At 74.7% G+C, this 23,109-nt stretch carries 21 protein-coding genes and 2 pseudogenes; 16 read left to right on the plus strand and 7 right to left on the minus strand.

Annotated features, from left to right (window positions below):
* Positions 1 to 63: 63 nt before the first annotated feature.
* The 4 genes from VSR01_RS36575 (at position 64) to VSR01_RS36590 (ending at position 3,434) form a co-directional block, all read left to right on the plus strand.
* Complete coding sequence (locus tag VSR01_RS36575) at positions 64 to 1,311, plus strand: thiolase family protein (RefSeq protein WP_326453265.1); 1,248 nt, start codon at positions 64 to 66, stop codon at positions 1,309 to 1,311.
* A 276-nt stretch (positions 1,312 to 1,587) separates the two neighbouring features.
* Entirely contained in the window at positions 1,588 to 2,001 is a 414-nt protein-coding gene (locus VSR01_RS36580; RefSeq protein ID WP_326453266.1) for an SH3 domain-containing protein, read from the plus strand.
* A 212-nt stretch (positions 2,002 to 2,213) separates the two neighbouring features.
* Positions 2,214 to 2,651: a MerR family transcriptional regulator gene (locus VSR01_RS36585; protein WP_326453267.1), complete on the plus strand. Its 438-nt coding sequence runs from the start codon at positions 2,214 to 2,216 to the stop codon at positions 2,649 to 2,651.
* 222 nt (positions 2,652 to 2,873) lie between these two features.
* On the plus strand, positions 2,874 to 3,434 hold the full coding sequence (locus VSR01_RS36590) for a MarR family winged helix-turn-helix transcriptional regulator (RefSeq protein ID WP_326453268.1): 561 nt from the start codon (positions 2,874 to 2,876) through the stop codon (positions 3,432 to 3,434).
* Between the two features lie 95 nt (positions 3,435 to 3,529).
* On the opposite strand, the gene VSR01_RS36595 is transcribed toward VSR01_RS36590, so the two are convergent.
* Complete coding sequence (locus VSR01_RS36595; protein WP_326453269.1) at positions 3,530 to 4,492, minus strand: sensor histidine kinase; 963 nt, start codon at positions 4,490 to 4,492, stop codon at positions 3,530 to 3,532.
* Positions 4,489 to 5,313, minus strand: coding sequence for an MEDS domain-containing protein (locus tag VSR01_RS36600; protein WP_326453270.1), 825 nt, complete (start codon positions 5,311 to 5,313; stop codon positions 4,489 to 4,491). Before VSR01_RS36600 ends, VSR01_RS36595 begins: the two co-directional genes overlap by 4 nt.
* 455 nt (positions 5,314 to 5,768) lie before the next feature.
* On the opposite strand from VSR01_RS36600, the gene VSR01_RS36605 reads away from it, so the two are divergent.
* Positions 5,769 to 6,395, plus strand: coding sequence for an ATP-binding protein (locus VSR01_RS36605; RefSeq protein ID WP_326453271.1), 627 nt, complete (start codon positions 5,769 to 5,771; stop codon positions 6,393 to 6,395).
* Here the strand turns inward: VSR01_RS36605 and VSR01_RS36610 are convergent.
* The gene (locus VSR01_RS36610; protein WP_326453272.1) at positions 6,373 to 7,185 is read right to left on the minus strand and encodes a DUF3152 domain-containing protein; all 813 of its coding nucleotides are present in this window, start codon (positions 7,183 to 7,185) and stop codon (positions 6,373 to 6,375) included. The two genes, VSR01_RS36605 and VSR01_RS36610, sit on opposite strands and share 23 nt — an antisense overlap.
* 473 nt (positions 7,186 to 7,658) lie before the next feature.
* Between VSR01_RS36610 and VSR01_RS36615 the strand changes: the two genes are divergently transcribed.
* Both VSR01_RS36615 and VSR01_RS36620 read left to right on the plus strand, forming a co-directional pair.
* Positions 7,659 to 8,348, plus strand: a complete 690-nt coding sequence (locus tag VSR01_RS36615; RefSeq protein ID WP_326453273.1) for a response regulator transcription factor — start codon at positions 7,659 to 7,661, stop codon at positions 8,346 to 8,348.
* Between the two features lie 15 nt (positions 8,349 to 8,363).
* Positions 8,364 to 9,839: a sensor histidine kinase gene (locus VSR01_RS36620; protein ID WP_326453274.1), complete on the plus strand. Its 1,476-nt coding sequence runs from the start codon at positions 8,364 to 8,366 to the stop codon at positions 9,837 to 9,839.
* Here the strand turns inward: VSR01_RS36620 and VSR01_RS36625 are convergent.
* Both VSR01_RS36625 and VSR01_RS36630 read right to left on the minus strand, forming a co-directional pair.
* Entirely contained in the window at positions 9,784 to 10,380 is a 597-nt protein-coding gene (locus VSR01_RS36625) for a hypothetical protein (RefSeq protein WP_326453275.1), read from the minus strand. The genes VSR01_RS36620 and VSR01_RS36625 overlap by 56 nt on opposite strands.
* A 205-nt stretch (positions 10,381 to 10,585) precedes the next feature.
* Complete coding sequence (locus VSR01_RS36630) at positions 10,586 to 11,254, minus strand: glycerophosphodiester phosphodiesterase (RefSeq protein WP_326453276.1); 669 nt, start codon at positions 11,252 to 11,254, stop codon at positions 10,586 to 10,588.
* 183 nt (positions 11,255 to 11,437) lie between these two features.
* Between VSR01_RS36630 and VSR01_RS36635 the strand changes: the two genes are divergently transcribed.
* The 3 genes and pseudogenes from VSR01_RS36635 to VSR01_RS36645 all read left to right on the plus strand — a co-directional run bounded on the left by VSR01_RS36635 (position 11,438) and on the right by VSR01_RS36645 (position 14,710).
* A complete protein-coding gene (locus VSR01_RS36635; RefSeq protein WP_326453277.1) occupies positions 11,438 to 12,835 on the plus strand; it encodes a DUF6421 family protein in 1,398 nt (465 codons plus the stop codon).
* Between the two features lie 47 nt (positions 12,836 to 12,882).
* Positions 12,883 to 13,640 (plus strand): annotated as a pseudogene (locus VSR01_RS36640) (SDR family NAD(P)-dependent oxidoreductase).
* Entirely contained in the window at positions 13,619 to 14,710 is a 1,092-nt protein-coding gene (locus tag VSR01_RS36645; protein WP_326453278.1) for a threonine aldolase family protein, read from the plus strand. The pseudogene VSR01_RS36640 and the gene VSR01_RS36645 overlap by 22 nt, the downstream one beginning before the upstream one ends.
* 90 nt (positions 14,711 to 14,800) lie before the next feature.
* Here the strand turns inward: VSR01_RS36645 and VSR01_RS36650 are convergent, their stop codons facing one another.
* Positions 14,801 to 15,217, minus strand: a complete 417-nt coding sequence (locus VSR01_RS36650; protein ID WP_326453279.1) for a DUF4395 domain-containing protein — start codon at positions 15,215 to 15,217, stop codon at positions 14,801 to 14,803.
* Positions 15,218 to 15,387: 170 nt separating this feature from the next.
* On the opposite strand from VSR01_RS36650, the gene VSR01_RS36655 reads away from it, so the two are divergent.
* The 4 genes from VSR01_RS36655 (at position 15,388) to VSR01_RS36670 (ending at position 19,452) form a co-directional block, all read left to right on the plus strand.
* On the plus strand, positions 15,388 to 15,810 hold the full coding sequence (locus VSR01_RS36655) for a thioredoxin family protein (protein WP_326453280.1): 423 nt from the start codon (positions 15,388 to 15,390) through the stop codon (positions 15,808 to 15,810).
* Between the two features lie 244 nt (positions 15,811 to 16,054).
* The gene (locus tag VSR01_RS36660) at positions 16,055 to 16,840 is read left to right on the plus strand and encodes an electron transfer flavoprotein subunit beta/FixA family protein (protein ID WP_326453281.1); all 786 of its coding nucleotides are present in this window, start codon (positions 16,055 to 16,057) and stop codon (positions 16,838 to 16,840) included.
* 145 nt (positions 16,841 to 16,985) lie between these two features.
* Positions 16,986 to 17,966, plus strand: coding sequence for an electron transfer flavoprotein subunit alpha/FixB family protein (locus VSR01_RS36665; protein WP_326453282.1), 981 nt, complete (start codon positions 16,986 to 16,988; stop codon positions 17,964 to 17,966).
* A gap of 181 nt (positions 17,967 to 18,147) precedes the next feature.
* Positions 18,148 to 19,452 (plus strand): DUF6986 family protein, encoded by a 1,305-nt coding sequence (locus tag VSR01_RS36670; RefSeq protein WP_326453283.1) that lies wholly within the window; start codon positions 18,148 to 18,150, stop codon positions 19,450 to 19,452.
* A 122-nt stretch (positions 19,453 to 19,574) separates the two neighbouring features.
* Here VSR01_RS36670 and VSR01_RS36675 read toward each other — a convergent pair whose 3' ends face one another.
* The gene (locus VSR01_RS36675) at positions 19,575 to 20,564 is read right to left on the minus strand and encodes a LacI family DNA-binding transcriptional regulator (protein ID WP_326453284.1); all 990 of its coding nucleotides are present in this window, start codon (positions 20,562 to 20,564) and stop codon (positions 19,575 to 19,577) included.
* A gap of 206 nt (positions 20,565 to 20,770) precedes the next feature.
* Between VSR01_RS36675 and VSR01_RS36680 the strand changes: the two genes are divergently transcribed.
* Positions 20,771 to 21,748, plus strand: a complete 978-nt coding sequence (locus tag VSR01_RS36680; protein ID WP_326453285.1) for an ROK family protein — start codon at positions 20,771 to 20,773, stop codon at positions 21,746 to 21,748.
* A gap of 296 nt (positions 21,749 to 22,044) precedes the next feature.
* Positions 22,045 to 23,078, plus strand: a pseudogene (locus tag VSR01_RS36685) (NUDIX domain-containing protein).
* Positions 23,079 to 23,109 lie beyond the last annotated feature (31 nt).

Below are 23,109 nucleotides of genomic sequence, written 5' to 3' on the forward strand. Positions count from 1 at the left end.
GCGAAAGTCGGCGACGCAGGCGCGCGCAGCCGAGCGCGCCAGGCCACGCGGACGGGACAGCGCATGGAACCGGTGTATGTGATCGGCACGTCGATGACCCGCTTCGGGCCGTTCCCCGGCACGGGCCTGAGAGCGCTGACCGCCGAGGCGGTCTCCGGCGCGCTGCGGGACGCCTCCGTGACCGCCCCCGCGATCGGCGCGGTGTTCTTCGCCAACGCCACCCAGGGCGTCGTCGAGGGCCAGGTGTCGACACCCGGGCAGTTCGCGCTCCAGGGCACGGGGCTCGCCGGGACGCCGGTGGTCAACGTGGAGAACGCGTGCGCGTCCGCCGCCACTGCCTTCTGGCTCGCCTGCCACCACGTGCGGTCCGGCGCCGCGGACGTGGCGCTCGCGGTCGGCGCGGAGAAGATGGTCTACCCCGACGACGAGCGCAGGTCCCGCGTGCTGGAGTCCTTCGGCGGCGCGCTGGACGTGGAGCGCGGCCCGGAGGCGCTGGCCGGCGTCCTCGCGCTGGGCGCGGCCGTGTCCGGCGAGTCCGGCGGCGGGCGCAGGACGGTCATGATGGACCTCTACGCGGGCCTGTGCCGCGCCCACATGGCCCGCTTCGGCACCACGCGGGAACAGCTCGCCCTCATCGCCTCCAAGAACCACGGGCACGCCGCGCTCAACGACAAGTGCCACTTCGACCGGCCCATGTCGGTCCGGGAAGTGCTCGCGGGCCGCCCGCTGGCCTACCCCCTGACGGTCCCGATGTGCTCGCCGCTCAGCGACGGCGCGTCCGCGGCGGTGCTCTGCAACCGGGACGGACTCGCCCGCATGCCGGCCGCGGTCCGCTCGCGCGCCGTGCTGGTACGCGCCTGCGAGCTGCGCTCGGCCGTCGAACGCGACTGGGACGACGTCGACCGGCACGTGGTGCGGCGCGCCGCGCGGGCCGCCTACGAGCGGGCGGGTGTGACGCCGGAGCAGGTGAGCGTGGCGGAGGTGCACGACGCGGCGTCCTTCGGCGAGCTGTTCGCCAGCGAACTGCTCGGTCTCGCACCGATCGGGGGCGGCGGCAAGCTCGCCGAGTCCGGCGACACCAGGCTCGGCGGCGCGGTCCCGGTCAACCCCTCGGGCGGGCTGGAGTCGCGCGGCCATCCGATCGGCGCGACCGGCCTCGCCCAGATCCACGAGCTGGTCACGCAGCTGCGCGGCGAGGCCGGCGCCCGCCAGGTCGCGGGAGCCGCGATCGGCGTGCAGGAGAACGGCGGCGCCTTCCTCGGCGTCGAGGAGGCGGCGGCCGTCGTCACGGTCCTGTCCGCGCACGGCTAGCGCCCACCCCGTGTGCGGCCGGCGGGCCGGCGGGCCTGCGGCCGGCGGGAGCGGCCCGGGCGGCGGGCCGGGGGAGGGGGCGCGCGGCGGATCGGGCCCGCGCGAAGTCCCCTCTGCCGCCGAACGAGTTGTTCCGTGTGGGCCGACCGAGGGTCATACCGGAATGGCGGCGCGACCGCGCGCGGCGGATGTGAGGTGATCGGCGCGCAGGACGAATGCGTCCCGCGACCCACCGGCCCGCCGGCCCGCCCGGTGGACTCGACCAGGAAGGCATCCATGCAGCGGCTCGTTACGTCGAAGTTGATGACCACCGTCGCCCTCACCGCCGGGGCCGCCGCCCTGAGCGTGCTGGGTTCCTCGCCCGCCGGCGCCACCGACGTGAACCCGGGCGCCGCGTCCGCGCAGACGAGCACCCAGGCCGTCCAGCAGTCCGGCGGCCAGTCGGACGCCGAGGCCGCGGCGTCCGTCAACGGCAAGGTCGTCTCCCGCATCCCGCTGACCATCCGCGCCAAGGCCACCACGGACTCGGCCGCGCTGGGCAGCTACGCCCCCGGCACCATCGTGCACATCAAGTGCAAGGTGAACGGCCAGACCGTGGACGGCAACCCCCGCTGGTACAAGCTGTCCGACCGGACCGGCTGGCTGGCCGCCCGCTACGTCCAGAACCTGGCCACCGTGCCCTGGTGCTGACCCGCCCGTAGGCCGCTGCCGCCGGTTCCGGTCCCGTTCGCGCGGGCCGGCGCCGGCGGCAGGCCGTCTCGCGGCCCGGTGCGGCCCCCTGCGGCCCCCCTGCCGGCTGCGCGCCCGGCCGGGGTCCCGGGAGCGGCGGGCTGAGGGCGGTCCGGCCGCGCGGCCCGCCGGCCGGTTGACTTCAAGCGCTTGAGGTGTGTGACGCTGCCACCATGCCGGTTTTCACCATTCAGGACGTGTCACGGCGCAGCGGGCTCAGCGAGCCGACGCTGCGCTACTACGAGGAGGTCGGGCTGATCGGCCCGATCGGCCGGGACGAGCGCAGCGGCCACCGCCGCTACCGCGAACGCGACCTCGACACCCTCCAGGCGCTGGCCTGCCTGCGCGCGGTGGGCGTCGGCATCGAGGACATGCGCACCTACCAGGCCAACCGGTCGCGCGGCCGGGCCGCCGCGGCCGAGCAGCGCGACCTGCTGCTGCGGCACGCCGAGCGCATCGAGGCCGAGATCGTCGCCCAGCGCGCCCGGCTCGCCTACCTGCGCGAGAAGGCCGCGCTGTGGGACGCCCGCGAACGCGGCGACGCGGCGGCGGAGGAGAAGGCCAGGGAGCGCTCCGCGGAGGCGGCGGGCCGGCTGGAGCTGTTCTCCTGATCCTGGCCGATGGCCGATGGCCGATGGCCGATGGCCGATGGCCGATGGCCGGTGGCCGATGGCCGGTGGCCGGCGCGGGCCCGGGAGCGCCGGCGCACAGTCTCCCGCGGCCCGGGACGGGCCGACCGCGTGCGCCGGGACGCGCGCCCCGCCTGGGTATCGTGGGTCGATCAAGGGCGTCCGCGGGCCGCGGCCGGCCGCGGACGCAGCGGAGGAGGGGCGATGCCGCAGGAGCGGGGCGAGGGGTCGGGGGAGCGGGACGGCGCGCAGGGGGAGGACGGCGCCCGGGGCGAGCCGGAGTACGACCCGGCCGTCTGGACGGCCCTGGCCCGGCTGAGCCAGCTCGCCTCCGCCGTCAGCCGCGGCCGCCTCACCGAGCGGGCCGCCGACGCGGCCGGCCTCTCGCTCGACCGCCCGGCGATCAGCGTGCTCCTGACGCTCCACACCGCGCACAAGCCGCTGCGCATCGGGGAGATCGCCACCCGGATGCAGGTGGTCGGCCCGCACGTCACCCGCCAGGTGCAGATCCTGGAGCGCCGCGGCCTGGTCCGGCGGGTGGCCGACCCGGACGACCGGCGGGCCAGCCTGGTCGAGCCCACCGAGCAGGGGGCGGGCGCGGCCGAGCGCTACATGGCGTCCATGATCGGCTGGTTCATGCGGGCCATGGGCGACTGGCCGGACAAGGACCGCGAGGAACTCGGCCGGCTGCTGGGCCGGTTCGCCGACGACGTCATGGAGAGCCTGGCCCTCCTCGACGACGGTCCGGCGGCAGGCGGGCGGTGACGCCGGCGGCGCCCTGTCCGCGCCGCTGCCTCCGCCGCGGCCGTCCCCTCCGCCGCCGTCGGCCGCGCCCTCTCCCGAGCCGCGCCCGCCGTGGCTCAGCGCAGCGCCATGCTCAGCCGCACGGTCGTGCCGTGCTCGGGCGTGGAGCGGATCTGCACCAGGTCGCACAGCTGGTGCACCAGCCACAGGCCGCGGCCGCCGATCTGGTCGGGGCGCGGGCGGGCCCGGCCGACCAGCGGGTCGCCGATGTGGCCCGAGTCGTGGAACTCGCAGACCAGCACCGTGCCGTCCGCCCAGATCCGCAGCGTGCCCGAGCCGCCGGCGTGGCGGATGCTGTTCGCGGCCACCTCCGTCACCGCCACCAGCAGCTCCTGCAACCGCGCGCCCTTCAGCCCCCAGCGGGTCGCGCACTCCGCGACCGTGTCGCGGACCGACGCCAGCGCGCCCGAGCGGTAGTCGAGCGCGTGCGCCCCGTCGCCGACCGGTGACAAATCCTCGAACCGGAACGGCCCGTCGGCGTAGGCGGGGTTGTCGCCGTGCCGGTCGTCCGCGAGCTGGAACGGGTGACACAGCCGTGCCGACTCCAGCGCGTCCGGTTCCACGGCCGTCACGTCGTACGGACACAGCAGCCACCAGGCGGGGGAGCCGGCGAAGGTCAGGTTCAGCAGGTACTCGTGGTAGCGCAGCTCACCGCGCTCGGCCGGGGTGGCCGATTCCCACGGGGACTCGCTGATGCCGCGCACCGGCAGGCCGTCGCTCACGCTCTTGGCGATCCAGTCCTGCCAGGCCGGGATGAGGCGCCCGGGGTTGCGGCCCAGCGCCGCGGTGTCCACGAACGACACCTGCCGGCCCGCCTCGCTGCCGCCGAGGGCGTCGCGCAGCATCGTCTGCTTCTCGTCGCCCACCGCGACCAGCACGGTCTCGTCCGCGGACAGCGCGTCCTGGATGAACGACACGGCGCCGCGCAGGAAGTCGGATTCGCCCTCGTAGGCGTACAGCTCGTGGCGGAACGCGGGCGACGGCGTGGCGCCCGTCGCGGAGGTCGTCGGCGCGGTCACGGCACCAGCTCCGCCGGCACGCCCGGATCGTCGAAGCCGAGCAGGTCCCAGCACTTGCGGACCACCGGGTTGGCGCCGATCAGCAGCACCTTGCGGCCCGGCAGCGCGGCGGCCGCCCATGCCAGGGTCTGCAGCCCGGCCGCGTCCATGAGCTGGAGCCCCTCGCAGCGCAGCCGCAGCGTCGGCGTGGTCCGCAGCAGCTGGGCGAGCGCGGTGCCGAAGGCGTCGGCGCCCTCCGCGTCGACCACGCCCGTCACGCTCCAGCAGTCCGCGGAGTCGTGGAACAGGTGGAACGACGGGGCCCGCTCGACGTGCCCGGTGAAGTGCGGGTGCACGCTCGCCGCCTGCTCCAGCGCGCTCGGCGAGAAGTTCGGGGTCGGATAGGCACAGACGACCATGGCCGCGGTGCCGCCTATCACGGCGTCGAGCCGCAGCTCCTGGTCGGCGACCTGCTCGGCGGTGATGCCGGCCGGCCAGATACGGTCCATGTGCGCCAATACCCGCAACGCCCTGAATCCCTGCCGGTCGGCCGTCTCGGCTTCGCGCCGTACCAGCGCCGCCAGGGCGTCCACGTCCCAGCCTACGCCGCCGGGGCCCGCGCCCCCGGCGGCGGGGTCGACCAGCAGGCTCTGCGGGGCGAGCAGTTCCGGCCAGCCCGCCGAGGACGGCCCCACCACCATGATCTTGTCGCCGAGCTGCGTGCCGTCGGAGAGGTAGCCCCTGGCCGTCCCGTGGAAGTCGTCCTGCGCCGGTACGACCCAGCACACGTGGTCACCGATGTCGACCAGGCCGAGGCTCGCGACACTGCGAGCGATCCTCACACAGCCCTCCCTGCCTCGACCTCGGGTGAAACAGCCCAGCACAGTGTGTCACCTCCCGAGGCGGGCGGCATGCCACCCCGCTCGCGGGCGCACCCGTCCATGCCGCCTCCGTCCACGCCGCTGTTCCCGCGCCTCCCGGCACGGGCGGCGCACGCCGGCGCGACCGCATCACGCGCGACCGGGTCATGACGGCCGCCTGCCCGTGACGCGGCGGCCCAGTCCTCCCGGGGGCCGCGAAAGCGGGAGCGGACACGGAAAGCGGGAGCAAAGACAGAAGCGGGGGCAAAGACAGAAGCGGGAGCAGGAGCGGAGACAGCGGCAGGAGTGGACACGGAAGCCGGAGCGGACGTAAAAGCAGAGGTGAACGCGCAGGTGTGCGGGTGGCGCGCGGGGGTAAGCGACACGGGAGCGGCGCGGAGCCGCACCGGCGGTGAACGGGGCGAGGCGGGAACGTCATGAGTCTGGCGGAGGGCATGAGCAGCAGGCCGGGGCCGGCGGGACGGTCCGTGACGGTGTCGGCCGTCTTCGAGGGCCGGGAGGGCGAGATCGCCTCGGCGCGGGAGCTGGCGCGCGTCTTCCTGGCCGACGCGCGGACCGTCCACGGCCGTGCGGTGTCCGACCGCGCCCTCGGTGTGGTGGAGCTCGTGGTCAGCGAGCTGGTCACCAACGCCCGCAAGTACGCGCCCGGGCCCTGCCTGCTCACCCTCACCCTGGACGACGGGGACGTGGTGGTGGAGGCGTGGGACAGCGGGACCGCCCTGCCCGCGGTACTGGCCCCCGACCCGCTGCGGGTGGGCCAGCACGGCCTGGAGATCGTCATGGCGGTGTGCCGGAGCTTCTCGGTGCACCGCGAACCGGTGGGCAAGCGGATCAGCGCCACCGTCGCCCTGACCGACGAGCCGGCGGCCGGCGCCCGCGCCCCCGGCTGGTCTGACGACCGGAGGGTGGCCTCGGCCGGAGGGTGGCCTCGGCCGGAGGGTGGCCTCGGCCGGAGGGCGGAGCGACAGGACCGGCGGCGTCCCGCTCGGTCGCGACCTCGTCGTGGCGGACCGTGGCCGGTCAGGGCACCGAGGGTCCCGTGATGTAGTGGCCGCCGGCGTCGTACGGCCAGGCGTTCGCCCTGCACCCCTTGAGGCCGTCGATCTGCTGCATCATCACCGGCGCGAGCATTCCGGCGCCCGGGCACGTCTCGTGGCCGTGGCCGATGCGGTGGCCGACCTCGTGGTTGATGATCAGCGCGCGGTACTCGTGGATCGGGCCGGGGAACTGCGGCGAGCCGAGCAGCCAGCGCTTGAGGTTGACCACCACGGTGGCGCCGACGTCGCAGTTCACCTCGCCGTGGGTGTGCAGGCCCGCCGCGCCGCAGATCGCGTCCGTGGTGTCGGGCGTGGCGATCTTGATCACGAAGTCCACGGGGCCGGAGGAGACCAGCTCGAAGCCGTCGTCCTTGTCGGCGGTCCAGCCACGCGGGTCGCCGAGGATGCCCTGGATCTCCTGGGCCGCCGCGGGCGCGGAGATCCCGGCGCCGCCCTCGACCTCCACCTCGTAGCGCCTGATGTTCCCCCGGCCGACCGGCTTCGCCGACGCCTCGGCGGTGCTGAACGACCCCGAGCCGTGCGTCGGCACGTGGGCCGGCGTGCCGTCGCCCGCGGTCGCCTTCGGCGACGTCGGCTGTTCGGAGCGCGGTGTCGTCCGCCTCGGCGCCGGGGGCCGCGCCGAGGCGGCGCCGTCCCCGGCGGAGGAGCCCGCGGCCCTCCCGGCCGCCGCGGACGTCGTGCCGCCCTCGGGCGCCCCGGCCCGCGCCGACTGCCCGGGCCGCACCGCGTAGACCGTGACGCCGAGCAGCGCGGCGAAGACCAGCCCGAAGAGCACGTACGGCGTGCTCCTGCGGCCACCCGGCCCGCCGGCGTGCACCGCGCCCCGGCCGTGGCCGCGACGTCCGCTTCCGCCCCGGCCCCGGCCGCGCCCCCCGCTCGCACCTCGGCGCCGTGCGCTCGCTCCCCGTGCGCTCGCCCGCCCGCCGCGGGCCCTGCCGCCGCTCGCGCCGGCTGTCCTGCCGCCCCTGCCCCGGCCTCTGTCCGGTCCCCTGCCCATGCCCTGCCCGTCCCTGTCCGGCGGTCCGTCACGGGCCCGCCGCCGGGCCTGCCCATGTCCTACGGGCGGTCACACTCGCGGCGCCACTTGATCGCGCCTGGACCGTACGGTCACGAACGTGCAACGACCGCCCGGCCGCAACCCGCTGGCCAACGGGCCGCCGCGGTCCTCGTGTGACCGTTTCGCAACAGTCGGCCGGGGCGGGCCGTACGGGGGACCGGGCGCCGGGGAGCGTCCCCATACTGGTGGGCGTGTCGCACGTACTCCTGATCGAAGACGACCCCGCCGTCCGGCAGGCGGTCGCCTGGGGGCTGGGGCACAGGGGGCACGACGTGCGGGCCGCCGCGAGCGGCGAGGAGGGCCTCGCCGCGCTGCGGTCGCACCGGCCGGACGTGGTGGTGCTCGACCTGATGCTGCCGGAGATGCCCGGTCTCGAGGTGTGCCGGCGGATCCGCGAGCACGACCAGATACCCGTCATCATCGTCACCGCCCGCGGCGACGACGTGGACGTGGTGGTCGGCCTGGAGGCGGGCGCCGACGACTACGTCGTCAAGCCGGTCCGCGCCAGCGTCCTGGAGGCGCGGATGCGCGCGGTGCTGCGCCGCACCGGCCCCGGGACCGAGCCGAAGGGCCGCCCGCCCCTGCACACCTACGGCGACCTGACCGTCGACCGCGCCGCCCTGACCGTCACCCACCGCGGCCGGCCCGTGCCGCTCGCCCCCTCAGAACTGCGGCTGCTGCTGGTGCTGTCGCAGTCACCGGGCCAGGTCTTCAGCCGCCAGCAACTGCTGGAGATCGTCTGGGAGCACAGCTACCACGGCGACATCCGGCTGGTCGACGCCTGTGTGAAGCGGCTGCGCGGCAAGCTCGGCGAGAGCGCGGGCAGCCCCGGCCACATCGAGACGGTGCGCGGCTTCGGCTACCGCTTCCGTACCGGCTGAGGCAGTGGCGCGAGCGTGGCCAGACTGCCCCTCGTCGTCCGCAGCCTGCGGTTCCGGCTGGTCGCCGGGTTCGCGCTGGTGGCCGTGGTGAGCGCGCTCGGCACCGGCGCGCTGACCTTCCGCGAGGCCCGCACCAGCGTGCTCAAGCAGGGGCAGGACAGCGTCGTCGACCAGTTCCGGGAGAGCGTGGACGCGGTCACCCCGGAGCTGACCGCGCCGCTGGGACAGGACCGGCTCGCCGCCGTCGTCGGCCAACTGGCCACCGCCCACCGGTCCCAGCACTGGCGGATCGCCGCCACGTACCGGGGCGCGCGGGTCGGCTCCGAGCCCGGCGACGCCTTCCCCGAGCTGACCCCCGAACTGGTCCGCTCCGTCGACACCCGCCTGGCCGCGGTCTTCCAGCGGGTGCACACCGCCGGCCGCTCCTCCCTGGTGGTGGGCCTTCCCGTCGTCTACGGGTCCGGCGACGCCGAACGCGTCCGCAGCGGCCTCGCCTTCTACCTCGTGGTGCCGCAGACCGAGGAGCAGCGCGATGTGCGGGCGCTGGTCACGGCCATCGAACGGGCGAGCGTGCCCGCGCTGTGCCTGGCCGTGCTGCTCGCCCTCGTCGTCGCCGGCAGCGTGCTGCGCCCGATCCGGGCACTGCGCCAGGCCACCCGCAAGATGGCCGACGGGCGGCTGGACACCCGCCTGGCCGTCAACGGCTCGGACGAACTCGCCGACCTGTCGAGGACCTTCAACGACACCGCGGACGCCCTGGAGCGGTCGGTCTCCGAACTGCGCCAAATGGAGGCGCGGTCCAGGAGGTTCGTCGCCGACGTCTCGCACGAACTGCGCACCCCGCTCGCCGCGATGTCCGCGCTGACCGAGGTCCTGGACGAGGAGTCGCTGCGCCTGGAGCACGGCACCGCCGAGGCGATCCGGCTGATCACCGACGAGACCGGGCGGCTGGTCCGCCTGGTCAACGACCTGATGGAGATCTCCCGCTTCGACGCGGGGGCGGTCGAACTCAGCCTGGACGAGATCGACCTCGCCGAGTCCGTCCGGCAGAGCCTGGCCGCGCGCGGGTGGGACACCCGGGTCGAGGCGCGGCTCCCGGACGCGCTGCGGGCGCAGGTGGACCCGCGGCGCTTCGACGTGGTCGTGGCCAACCTCGTCGGCAACGCGCTGCGGCACGGCGCTCCGCCCTTCACCGTCGACCTGGCGCCGCGCCTGGACGACGCCGGGCGCGCGTGGGCGCGGCTGGTGGTCGCCGACCGCGGTCCGGGCATCGGCGCGGCCGCGCTGCCGCACATCTTCGAACGGTTCTACAAGGCCAGTTCCGCGCGCGTGCGCAGCGACAGCAGCGGTCTGGGCCTGGCCATCACGGCGGAGAACGTCGCCCTGCACGGCGGCCGGGTGCGCGCGGAGAACGCGCCCGGCGGAGGCGCGCTCTTCACGGTCGACCTGCCGGTGCGGCCGACCGGGCGGGACGGGGAGGAGCGCGGATGAGGGGATCGTCCTGCGAGGGGACGGGGACGGGGACAGGGCCGGCGGCGCGGCGGTCCTGCGGGTGGCGGGCGGCCGCCGGGGCGCTGGGCGCGGGCGCGCTGCTCGCGGGGTGCGGGGTGTCCGCGACGGGGGTCATCGACGTGGGGGTTCCGGCCACGGGACTGCCGCCGGAACCGGTCCCGGCCCAGGTGACGGTCTTCTTCCTGGACGCCTCCGACCCGTCCCGGCTGTACGCGGCCGGCCGGACGGTCACCGGCGGCGGCGACCCGGTGGCCGCGGCCGTGCAGGCGCTCTTCGACGGCCCCACCGCGCGGGAGCGGCCCCGGATGACCACCGAACTGCCCAGGACGCAGGTCAAGGTGGCCCTGGCGGGCGCGGGCGACACGGTCGCCGTCAGGCTTCCCGCCGCGGTCCCGCGGCTCGGCGACAGCGCGCTGCGCCAACTGGCCTGCACCGCCGCCGCGGCGATGCGCCCCGCGGCCGGCGCCCTGGCGACCACCGGTGGGGTGCGGCCGGGCCCGTGGACGCGGACGGTCGTCACGGGCGGGGGCTGGCAGCGCGAGAGCACCGGCGCCGCCTGCCCGGCCGACGCCGTGCCGACGGCGCACCCGCTACGCGTCCCGCCGGGCGCGCCGACCCCGGGGGACGCGGCGGCCCAAGGGGCGAGCGAGGGCCGGCCCGGCGGGATGACGGCCACGCGGCCGGCGCGGGTCACGTGGGGCCCCGGCCCGCGCGAGCGCCCACGGCTAGGCGGCGGGCTCCTCCGGCAGGTCGGTCGCCGCGCCGTCCAGGCCGAGGGCCCGCACCAGCGCCCAGTCCTGCGCGGAGTTCACGCTCCACGCCATGACGGCGATCCCGGCGTCGTGGCAGCGCCGCACCGCCGCCAGGGTGAGCTGCGTCAGGTCCAGGCTGACCAGCCGCGCGCCCACCGCCTGGGCCCGCGGCACCAGGTCGGGCCCCGATTCGCCGGAGACCAGCACGGTGCGCACCTCGGGGAGCAGCGCGTGGACCTCCGCCAGCGCCTCGTCGTGGAAGGACAGCACGCTGACCCGCCCGGTCTCGCCGCGCTCGCGCAGCACCCCGGCGAGCACCCGGGCCGCGGCCACGTCCTTGATCTCCGCCTGGATCGGCCGGGACACCGCGTCCAGCACCTCCTGGAAGACCGGCACCCGCTCGCCGAGGCCGGCGTCCAGGCCGCGGATCTCGCCGATGGTCAGATCGCGGATCAGGCCGGAGCCGTCGGTGGTGCGGTCCACCGTGGCGTCGTGCATGACGACCAGTTCGCCGTCCTTGCTCAGGTGCAGGTCCAGCTCGATCTGGTCCAGGCCCGCCCGCTCGGCGCGGCGGAACGAGCGCAGTGTGTTCTCCGGCTCGACGCCCATGACACCGCGGTGCCCGACGGTGAGGAAGCTCATGGCAGGTCAGCCTAGCCACCCCCTGTGCGCCGCACCTCTTCCCGCACTGTCCCCTGGATGAACGCAGGAAAAACATCGGTGATCTCGACTGTCGACCGCACGATCTCCGTCTGCTGCCCTTGAGGGCTCGCCAAGATCCCGGTTACGGTGGGCGGGCAAGAGATTCTTTCGTGGAGGTGGGACATGAGCGACGTTCTTTCGTCCGAGCGGCCGGCCGGGGACCGGATATCCGGCGGCCGGATCGTGGACCACCCCCAGTGGGCCGTACTGAAGCAGGCCGTCGAGGCGATCCGCCCCTGGCAGCTGAAGGACGGCTCCATCGACTTCACCGCCGACGGCGCGCCCTCCAAGGACGACGCGGTCCGCACCGTGGGCCGCGTCGTCGACGCGGTCGAGCAGCTGTCCCCGCTGCTCCCGCACGACGCCGCCTACCACCGCGCGCTGGTCGCGGACCTGCGCCGCTGGGCCGAGGAGGGCTTCGAGGTCCCCGACTTCCTGGACTCCCTGCTGGCCTTCCAGCCCGCCGCCGACCGCCGCGACGGGCTCCAGCACCTCGTCGTCTTCCCGATGTACACCCAGAACGGCAACCCCGACCGCAACCTCGAAGCCGTCGTGGTCCGCGTGGTCTGGCCCGACTGGCTCGCCGAGCTGGAGCGCACCCGCTACGACAACCCGCTCTTCGTCTCCATCACCTTCGAGGACTTCACCCCCGGCTACGACACCAACTCCGCCGTCCTCTTCCCGGAGACCGTCGCCGTCCGCAAGGCCCCCGAGCGCTGGACCTGGGGCGCCATCTTCTGCGACCGCGAGGCCGCCCGGTTCCGCGCGGTCACCTCCGCCGCCGTCGACACCCTCGGCCTGGATCTGCCCGAGGACGCCGCGGAACTCGTCGCCGACCAGGACCTGGCGCAGCAGACCTTCTCGCTGTGGGACATGATCCACGACCGCACCCACAGCCACGGCGACCTGCCGTTCGACCCGTTCATGATCAAGCAGCGCGCGCCGTTCTGGATGTACGGCCTGGAGGAGCTGCGCTGCGACCTCACCACCTTCAAGGAGGCCGTCGCGCTGCAGGCCGAGGGCCACCCGATGGGCAGGCGGGTGCAGTACGCGATCCTCTTCGACCGGCTGTTCCGCTTCCCGGTCACCGGCGAGCGGATCCGCAACTACGACGGCCTCGGCGGCCAGCTGCTCTTCGCCTACCTGCACAAGCACGACGCCGTACGCTGGACGGACAACACCCTGCACATCGACTGGGAGCGCGCACCGCAGGTCACCAACCAGCTCTGCGCCGAGATCGAGACCCTCTACCGGGACGGCATCGACCGGCCCAAGCTCGTGCACTGGTTCAAGGCGTACGAGCTGGTCGCGACCTACCTCTCGCCGAACCCGGGCTCGGTCTGGGCCAAGGGCCCCGAGGCCCTGGACCTCACCCTTCCGCCGCGCAAGCTGGTGGACGACGTGCTCGCGGACGAATTCCCGCTCAGCATGTTCTACGAGGCCCTCGCCAAGAAGCTGCGCCAGGTGATCGCCTCGACCAAGGGCGTCACCGGCCACGGCGCGCTGGGCGCCGCCGCGTGAGCGTCCCGGGCGGTGAGCGGGCCGGCGGCGCGGGCGAGGAGGCGGACATGACCACCGACACCTACGACGGGGGCCTCGACGGCGCGGTCATCGCGGTCGCCGGGGCGGCCGGCCCGGCCGGCCGCGCGGTGCTCCAGCGGCTGGCCCGGCCGGCGGCCACGTGGTCGCCGCCGACGCCGACCCCGAGCGCCTGGCCCGGGCAGTGGACGCCGCGCAGTACGACGCCGGCGGCGCCGACATCACCGGCGAGGTCGTCGACCTGCTGGACCTGGAGGCCACCCAGAACTGGGCCGGCCGGATCGAGAAGGACCACGGCCGGGTCGACGGCCTGGTCCACCTCGTCGGCGGCTGGCGCGGCTCCGCCTCCTTCCCCGAGACCGAGCTGGCCGACTGGCAGGCACTGCACGACCTGCTGATCCGCACCGTGCAGCACACCTCGCTGGCCTTCCACGACGGCCTCATGCGCAGCCCCGGCGGACGCTACGTGCTGATCAGCGCGGCCGGCGCCAGCGCCCCCACCGCGGGCAACGCCGCCTACGCGGCGGCCAAGGCCGCCGCCGAGGCCTGGACGCTCGCCCTCGGCGACTCCTTCCGCAAGCTCGGCGGCGACGACGGCCCCACCGCGGCGGCCACCGTCCTGGTCGTCAAGGCGCTGGTGCACGATGAGCTGCGGGCCCAGCGCCCCAACGCCAGATTCGCCGGCTTCACCGACGTCCGCGACCTCGCCGAGGCCGTCGCGGACGTGTGGAACGCAAGCCCCAAAGAAGTGAACGGGACCCGACAGTGGCTGACGCCCCGACCGTGACAGAACAGCTCGCCTCCGACGCCGTACGGCGCCACGACCCCGACGCCAGGGGATTCGCCAGCGACAACTACGCCGGCGTGCACCCCGAGGTGCTCACCGCCCTCGCCCTCGCCAACGGCGGCCACCAGATCTCCTACGGCGGGGACGTCTACACCGCCCACCTCCAGGACCTGTTCCGCGACCGCTTCGGCCCCGACACCGAGGTCTTCCCGGTCTTCAACGGCACCGGCGCCAACGTCACCGCCCTCCAGGCGGTGACCGAGCGGTGGGGCGCGGTCATCTGCGCCGAGTCCGCGCACGTCCACGTCGACGAGTGCGGCGCGCCCGAGCGCGTCGGCGGCCTCAAGCTGCTCACCGTGCCCACCCCGGACGGCAAGCTCACCCCCGAGCTGATCGACCGGCAGGCGTACGGCTTCGACGACGAGCACCGCGCCCAGCCGCAGGTCGTCACCCTCGCCCAGACCACCGAGCTGGGCACCTGCTACACCCCCGAGGAGATCGCGGCGATCTGCGCCCACGCCCACCAGCTGGGCATGACCGTGCACATGGACGGCTCGCGGATCGCCAACGCCGCGGCGACCCTCGGCGTCCCCTTCGCCCGCTTCACCAGCGAGGCGGGCGTGGACATCCTGTCCTTCGGCGGCACCAAGAACGGGCTGCTGTTCGGCGAGTGCGTGGTGGTGCTCAGCCCCGAACGGGTCCGCTCGATCCGCTACCTGCGCAAGATGTCCATGCAGCTGGCCTCGAAGATGCGGTTCGTCTCCGTGCAGTTCGAGGCGCTGCTGGCCGGCGACCTGTGGCAGCGCAGCGCCGCGCACGCCAACGCGATGGCCCGCCGGCTGGCGGACGCCGTCCGCGCCGTCGACGGCGTCACGGTGAGCTACCCGGTGGAGTCCAACGCGGTCTTCGCCGTCCTGCCGCGGGAAGTCACCGAGCGGCTGCAGAAGCGCTTCCGGTTCTACACCTGGGACGAGTCGACCGGTCAGGTGCGCTGGATGTGCGCCTTCGACACCACCGAGGCGGACGTCGACGCGTTCGCCGCCGCGGTCGCCGAGGAGATGGCGGCCTGAAGGCCCGGCACGCGGGCCCGCGGTGGGCCGGCCCGCGATGCCCGGCCGCCGGTGTCCGGGCATCGCGCCCGGGCCGTCAGGGCCCGGCTCTCAGCGGGCAGGACTCGTCGCACGCCTGAGCAGCAGATACATCTCGCAGCCCAGGCAGTACGCGAACACCGTGTTGAGGAAGGCGGCGGCCAGGGCGCACCCGGTCGCCGCCAGGCCCAGCCACCGCGGCCCGGCCAGGTAGCCGACCGTGCCGAGGGCGGCGAAGAGCAGGCCCACGCCCTGCGCGAAGCGCGGGGGCGCGGCGTCCTCGGTGGCCGGCGGCGGCCCCAGCCGGGGCCGTACCAGCGTGCGGAACACCCAGCCGTACGGCGACCGCTGCACCCCGGCCACGGCGCCCACCGCGAACACCGCGGTCTGCGCGAGCAGCAGCCAGCCGCTGCCCGTCAGCAGGACCGCGACCAGCACCACGGTCGTGAGGGCGGCGCCGAACCGCGGCCCCCGGACGTCGATCTCCATGCCGTGCATCATCCCCCGGGGACGGCCCGCCGCCGCCCGGGGAATCATTGCGGTCGTGTGAACGCTGGACGTGCGGGGATGGACGGGAGGTCCGTCCCCGGGGTGAGGTGGACCGAGGCGCCCGCGCACGCGCCCGCGACGAGGCGCTCCGGCGCGAGGAGAGGACGGCGATGACGGGACTGGTCGTCTGCGCCGCCGTGCTCGCCCTCGCCACCGCCTTCGGGATCGTGCACCGGCGCGGGAACGGGAGGGTTCGAGTGCGGGCCAAGGACAGCGGCGAGCGGCTGACCGCCGCGGAACTGGGCGGACCGCTGGGGGAGCGGGCCACCCTGGTGCAGTTCTCCACCGCCTTCTGTGCGCCCTGCCGGGCCACCCGCCGGGTGCTGTCCGACGTGGCCGGCATGGTCGACGGCGTGCGGCACGTCGAGATCGACGCGGAGGCGCACCTCGACCTGGTGCGCCGCCTCGGCGTCGTGAAGACCCCCACCGTCCTGGTGCTGGACGCGGGCGGCGAGGTGGTCCGCCGCGCGGCCGGCCAGCCGCGCAAAGCCGACGTCATCGCCGCGATCGCCGCGGCCCTGCCGGCCGCCTGACCGGCCGCATCACCGACCGCCTCACGGGCTGTGGGCCGTGCCGTGCCCGACGCCGTCGCGGCGTCGGGCACGTCACAGTCCACAGCCCTTGCACGTGCGGCGCCGCCTCGATGTACTGACGAGTAATATATCCGTCGGGGCACTCGCCGCGTCCCGGTCGGGACCCGCGGTGGCGGACGCCTATGCTGCCGATGACCGGGCAGTGGACGAACACGTGCAGGACGACGACGCAGTAGGAGCTGACGTGAGCTTGAGGATCGTAGTGGCTGTGAAGTATGTGCCCGATGCCACGGGTGATCGTCGTTTCGCTGAGGATCTGACGACTGATCGTGAGGCTGTGGACGGTCTGCTGTCGGAGTTGGACGAGTATGCGGTGGAGCAGGCGTTGCAGATCGCGGAGTCGGCGGGGGATGCCGAGGTGACCGTGGTGACGGTGGGTCCTGGGGATGCGCGGGACGCGGTGCGCAAGGCGTTGTCGATGGGTGCGGACCGGGGTGTGCATGTGGAGGACGAGGGGCTGCACGGTACGGATGTGATCGGTACGTCGTTGGTGCTGGCCAGGGTGGTCGAGCGGGTGGGGTTCGATCTGGTGGTGACGGGGATGGCGTCGACGGACGGGACGGGGGGTGTGGTGCCGGCGTTGTTGGCGGAGCGGTTGGGGGTGCCGCAGGTGACGTTGCTGTCGCGGGTGTCGGTGGCCGGTGGGGTGGTGTCGGGGCGGCGGGACGGTGATGCGGCCAGTGTGGAGTTGGAGGCGGCGTTGCCGGCGGTGGTGTCGGTGACCGATCAGTCCGGTGAGGCGCGGTATCCGTCGTTCAAGGGGATCATGGCGGCGAAGAAGAAGCCGGTGGAGTCGTGGGGTCTGGCCGATCTGGGGATCGATGCCGGTGAGGTGGGGCTTGCGGGGGCGTGGAGTGCGGTGGAGTCGGTGGCGGCGCGTCCGGCGCGTACGGCGGGCACGATCGTGAAGGACGAGGGCGAGGGCGGTAGGCAGCTCGCGGAGTTCCTGGCGAACCAGAAGTTCATCTGAGCCGTCGAGGCCGACGGCCGAAGCCGGCCCGTTCGGCCCGGCTGATCTGTCTCACCCCGATCCATCCCCCGTATGGCCCGACCCCGAGTTGGCTGCGGCGGCGCAGGCCGCCGGCCCTCCCTGAATGCGCAGGAGAACGATTCTGATGGCTGACGTGCTGGTTGTTGTCGATCATGTTGATGGTGTGGTGCGTAAGCCGACGTTGGAGTTGTTGACGTTGGCGCGGCGGTTGGGTGAGCCGGTGGCGGTGCATCTGGGGCCGGGGGGTGGGGCTGCGGCGCGGGTGCTGGGGGAGCACGGGGCGGTGCGGGTTCTGGTGGCGGATGCGCCGGAGTTCGCGGAGTTCCTGGTGGTGCCGAAGGTGGATGCGTTGCAGGCGGCGGTGGAGGCTGTGGGGCCGGTGGCGGTGTTGGTGTCGTCGTCGGGGGAGGGCAAGGAGGTCGCGGCGCGGTTGGCGTTGCGGCTGGGGTCGGGGGTGATCACCGATGCGGTGGACGTGCGCCCCGGTGACGGTGACGGTGGGGGTGGGGGTGGTGTGGTGGCGGTGCAGTCGGTGTTCGCTGCGTCGTTCACGGCGGTGTCGCGGGTGACGCGGGGGGTGCCGGTGGTGGCGGTGAAGCCGAATGCGGCGCCGGTGGAGGTTGCTGCTGCCGCGGGTGTGGTGGAGGAGTTGGCGGTGGAGTTCGGGGAGTCGGCGCGGGGGACGCGGGTGGTGTCGCGGACGCCGCGGGCGTCGACGGGGCGTCCGGAGCTGACGGAGGCGGCGATCGTGGTGTCGGGTGGTCGGGGGGTGAACGGTGCGGAGAATTTCGCGGTGATCGAGGCGTTGGCGGATGCGCTGGGGGCTGCGGTGGGTGCGTCGCGGGCGGCGGTGGACGCGGGGTGGTATCCGCATGCGAACCAGGTGGGGCAGACGGGTAAGTCGGTGTCGCCGCAGTTGTACATCGCGAATGGTATTTCGGGGGCGATCCAGCATCGTGCGGGGATGCAGACGTCGAAGACGATCGTGGCGGTGAACAAGGACGCGGAGGCGCCGATCTTCGATCTGGTGGACTTCGGGGTGGTGGGTGACCTGTTCCAGGTGGTCCCGCAGCTGACCGAGGAGATCACCGCCCGCAAGGGCTGACCCCACAACACGCCACCCGGGCACACCACCGCCCGTGTGCCGCACGGCCCCCGTACGCCTCCCGGCGCACGGGGGCCGCGGCATGTCGCCGAATCCGCCCGCGGCCAGTTGACCCGCCTCCGGGCCCCGGCTAGCGTCCGCTTCAACGAACTGTTGAAGTTCTTGAGAGGCGGAGGCACCCATGGCCCAGGCGGGCGGCACCACGCTGGCGGATTCCGTACGCGAACGGCTCGGCGCGGCGCTCGCCGCCACCGACGCCGAACTGGCCCGCCGCTACCCCGGCGAGCCGCCCACCCGGCAGCCCGTGCACACCGTCTACGTGCCGGCCGACGTCTACACCGCCGCCACCGTGCGCTCCTGGGGCGACCAGGCGCTCGCCGCGCTCGACGCGCACGCGCCCGACGCCGCGGCCCTCGCCGCCGTGCTCGGCCTGCCCGACGCCCTCGCCGCCGAGGTCCACGACCGGATGCGCGCCAAGCTGCGCCGCGAGCCCGTCGAGGACCTGCGCATCGACTTCGAGGACGGCTACGGCCACCGCCCCGACGCCGACGAGGACGCCGCGGCCCTCGCCGCCGCCCACGCGGTGGCCGCGACGAGCGCCGACGGCACCGCGCCGCCGTACGTCGGCATCCGTCTGAAGAGCATGGAGGCGGCCGTCCGCGACCGGGGCATCCGGACCCTCGACCTCTTCCTGACCGCCCTGCTCGACCACGGCGGCCTGCCCGGCGGGCTCACCCTGACGCTGCCCAAGGTCAGCTTCCCCGCCCAGGTGGCCGCGATGGCTGAGCTGTGCGCGCAGTTCGAGCAGGCCGCCGGCCTGCCCGAGGGGCGGATCGGCTTCGAGATCCAGATCGAGACCCCGCAGGCCGTGATCGGCCCCGGCGGTACCGCGACCGTGCCGCTGCTCATCGACGCCGCGCGGGGGCGCGCCACCGCACTGCACTACGGCACCTACGACTACAGCGCGGCCTGCGGCGTCGGCGCCGCCCACCAGTCGCTCGACCACCCCGCCGCCGACCACGCCAAGGCCGTCATGCAGGTCGCCGCCGCCGGGACCGGCGTACGGCTGTCCGACGGCTCCACCAACGTCCTGCCGATCGGGCCCGCGCGACAGGTGCACGCGGCCTGGCGACTGCACTACGGCCTGGTGCGGCGCTCCCTGGCCCGCGCGTACTACCAGGGCTGGGACATGCACCCCGGCCACCTGCCGACCCGCTACGCCGCCGTCTACGCCTTCCACCGCGAGGGCCTGCCCGCCGCCGCGGCGCGCCTGGCGGCCTACGTCGCCAGGACCGCGGGCGACGTCATGGACGAGCCCGCCACCGCCCGCGCCCTCAGCGACCAGCTGCTGCGCGGCCTGGACTGCGGCGCGGTGGACGCCGCCGAGGTCGCCGCCGCGACCGGACTCGACCGGGCCGCCCTGGACGACCTGGCCGGCCGCCGGACCGCCTCCCGGCCCGCCGCCGCCCGCGCCGACGGCCGGTGAGCCGCAGGCCGGCCGGTCGCGGACCGGCGGCCCCTGGATCGACGGCCCCTGGACCGGTGCCGTGTGGACCGGTGCCCTGTGGACCGGTGAGGGCGCGGCCGGTCAGACGGCGGCCCGCCCCCTCACTCCGCCGGCGGGATCTCGCCCGAGCCGCGGGCGATCAGCCGCGCCGGCAGCTCGGTGCGGGTCGGGGCGTCGGTGGTGAGGCCGTCCAGCCGCCGGAAGAGCAGCTGCGCCGCGGTGCGGCCGAGGCCGGGGGAGTCCTGCGCGACCACCGTCACCGCCGGGTTGAGCAGGTCGGCCAGCTCGAAGTCGTCGAAGCCGACCAGGGCGACCGGGCGCGGCCTGCCCGACAGCACCCGCACCGCGGTGACCGTGACGCGGTTGTTGCCGGCGAACAGCGCGGTCACCGGCTCGGGTCCGCTGAGCATCGAGTTGAGCACCGCGCGCACCCGGTCCGGGGTCGTCGGCCCCATCGCGTACCACTCCGGCCGGACGTCGATGCCGGCGGCGGCCATCGCCTCGCGGTAGCCGCGCAGCCGCTCGCTCGCGGTGTGGATGCCCGGCTGGTCGCCGATGAAGCCGATCCTGCGATGGCCGTGGGCGATGAGGTGCGCGACGCCGTCCCTGGTGCCGCCCGCATTGTCGGTCAGCACCACGTCCGCGTCCACCCGGCCGGCCGGGCGGTCGACGAACACCGTGGCCACCCCCGCGTCCATCTCCGGCACCAGATACCGGTGGTCCTCGCTGGCGGGCACCACCACCAGGCCGTCCACCCGGCGCGCGCAGAACGCCAGCACCAGCTCCTGCTCGCGCCGCGGGTCCTCCGCGCTGGAACCGGTGAACAGCAGTGCGCCGTGCGAGCGCGCCACGTCCTCCACCGCGCGGCTCAGCGGCGCGTAGAAGGGGTCGGCGAGGTCCTCGAGCACCAGCCCGACACTGGAGGTGCGCCGGGTGCGCAGCAGGCGGGCGCTGTCGTTGCGCCGGAAGCCGAGCGCGTCGATGGCCGCCTGGACCCGGGCGACGGTGTCGGGGGTGACGCCCGGCTCCTCGTTCACCACACGGGACACCGTCTTGAGTCCGACGCCCGCGCGGGCGGCGACATCCTTCATGGTGGGCCGGGGGGTACGTCCAGGTGTTTGGGTCACGATCGTAGTATTCCCTGCGGCAAGAGATGGACAACGTTGTCAGGGACAGGCGAGACTACTCCTGGGTTTTCCACTGGGGAACCCTGGCGGTACGAAACCGCTTACCGGCATGTTTTCCGCGGTATGCCAGCGGCTACAGACGGATGACGGAAGAAGGAGAACCCCGAGCGATGCACCCCCACGGCGCGACCGGTCCACTCGTGGCCGCATTGGACATCGGCGGCACGAAGATCGCCGGGGCGCTCGTCGACGCCGAAGGGCAACTCCTGGTCAGAGCGCTGCGGCCGACGCCGGTGACGCCGGACGGCGAGACCGTGCTCGGCGCGGTCACCGAGGTGCTGGACGAGCTGCGGGCCGCGCCGGTGTGGCCGGCCACGATCGCGGTCGGGATCGGCAGCGCGGGCCCGGTGGACGCCCAGCACGGCACGGTCAGCCCGGTCAACGTGCCCGGCTGGCGCGACTTCCCCCTCGTCTCCCGGATCGAGCACGCCTCCGGCGGGCTGCCGGTGGCGCTCACCGGCGACGGCGTCGCCATGACCGCGGCCGAGCACTGGCAGGGCGCGGCGCGCGGCTACGACAACGCGCTGTGCATGGTCGTCTCCACCGGGGTCGGCGGCGGTCTGGTGCTCGGCGGCGCGCTGCTGCCCGGTCCGACCGGCAACGCGGGCCACATCGGGCACATCAGCATCGACCTCGACGGGGACCTGTGCCCGTGCGGGTCGCGCGGCTGCGTGGAGCGGATCGCCAGCGGGCCGAACATCGCGCGGCGCGCGGTGGGCGCGGGGTGGCGCCCGCCGGCGGGCGTCGCGCCGACGGCCGCGGCGGTCGCGGAGTCGGCGCGGGCGGGGGACCGGGTGGCGCTCGCGTCCTTCGACCGGGCGGCGCAGGCGCTGGCGGCGGGGATCGCGGCGACGGCCACGCTGGTGGAGATCAACGTGGCGGTGATCGGGGGCGGGGTGGCCAACGCGGGGCCGATCCTCTTCGATCCGCTGCGGGAGCATCTGACGCGGTACGCGACGTTGTCCTTCGCGGCCGGCGTGGAGGTGGTGCCGGCGAAGCTCGGGACGGATGCGGGGATGGTGGGGGCGGCGGCTGCCGCGGCGGAGTCGCTCCGCCTGGACGGGTTCACGCCGGCCGCCGCGGCCTGACCTCCCCGACCGCCTCGGCGTCGCGCCCCCGCCCCGGGGCGGTGTCCGCGCTGCCTGCGCGTCGAGCCGCCGCTCCCGGGCGTCGCCCGTTTTTTCCTGCCCCCGCCCGTTGAACTCGCGGGTCTGGTGCGCCTGGTTCTCGCAGGGGTCGGGCCCGACCGGCACAGGGGGGCGTCAGCAGAACGCTGGATGTTCCAGGGGGTGGGCGGGCGGCCGGGGACCGGCGAGACGAGCGCGGCGTTTGGTGGGGCCGATGATCCGGGCAATTCGTAGGGGTCTACGGAGAAGGGGGCACCGTGATCATCTGGCTGAACGGGGCGTTCGGCGCCGGCAAGTCCCACGCCGCGCGCGAGCTGCTGGACCTGGTACCGGACAGCACGCTCTACGAGCCCGAGGCCGTCGGCGACTGCCTGCGCCGCCTGCTGCCCGAGAAGCGGCTCGAGGACGTCACCGACTACCAGGACCTCCCCGTCTGGCGCCGCCTGGTGATCGAGAGCGCCGCCGCGCTGCTCGACGAGGTCGGCGGCGTGCTGGTGACGCCGATGACCCTGCTCGCCCAGGAGCACCGCGACGAGATCTTCGGCGGCCTCGCGGCGCGCGGCATCGATGTCCGGCATGTGCTGCTGGAGCCAGGAGAAACGATTTTGCGCGAGCGGATCGCGGCGCGGCCGGCCGATCCCGGCCAGGCCCCGGCCGCCGCGGAGGCGGCGCGCCGGTGGGCGCTGGAGCGCATCCCCGACTACCGGGCCGCGCTGGGCTGGCTGGCCCGCGACGCGTACACCGTGCGGACCGCGGACCTGACCCCGGCGCAGACCGCCGCGCGGATCGCCGAGGCGGTGGGCGGCGGGGAGGGCTCGTGCGGAATCGTGCAGACGCCGCAGCCGCGCGCCGAGACGCTGGCCGCCGGGGTGCTGCTGTTCGACGACGACGACCGGGTGCTGCTGGTCGACCCCACCTACAAGCCGGGCTGGGAGTTCCCCGGCGGCGTCGTCGAGCGCGGCGAGTCGCCGCTGCGGGCCGGCGGGAGGTCGCCGAGGAGCTGGGCCTGGAGCTGACCGGCGGCCTGGAGCTGCTGGTCGTGGACTGGGAGCCGCCGCGCCCGCCCGGCTACGGGGGGATGCGGCTGCTGTTCGACGGCGGCCGGGTGCCCACCGCCGACATCGGCCGGCTGCTGCTGCCGCGCTCGGAGCTGCGCGACTGGCGGTTCGTCACCGAGGACGAGGCGGCGGACATGCTGCCGCCGGTGCGCCTGGACCGGCTGCGCTGGGCGCTGCGCGCCCGCGAGCAGGGGCGGCCGCTGCACCTGGAGGCGGGCCACCCCGCCGAGTGATCGGCTCGGGCGGCGTCGGTCCGGCCGCCGG

Origin of the sequence: Actinacidiphila sp. DG2A-62, assembly GCF_035825295.1 — a bacterium.
In the GTDB taxonomy this organism is placed as follows: domain Bacteria; phylum Actinomycetota; class Actinomycetes; order Streptomycetales; family Streptomycetaceae; genus Actinacidiphila.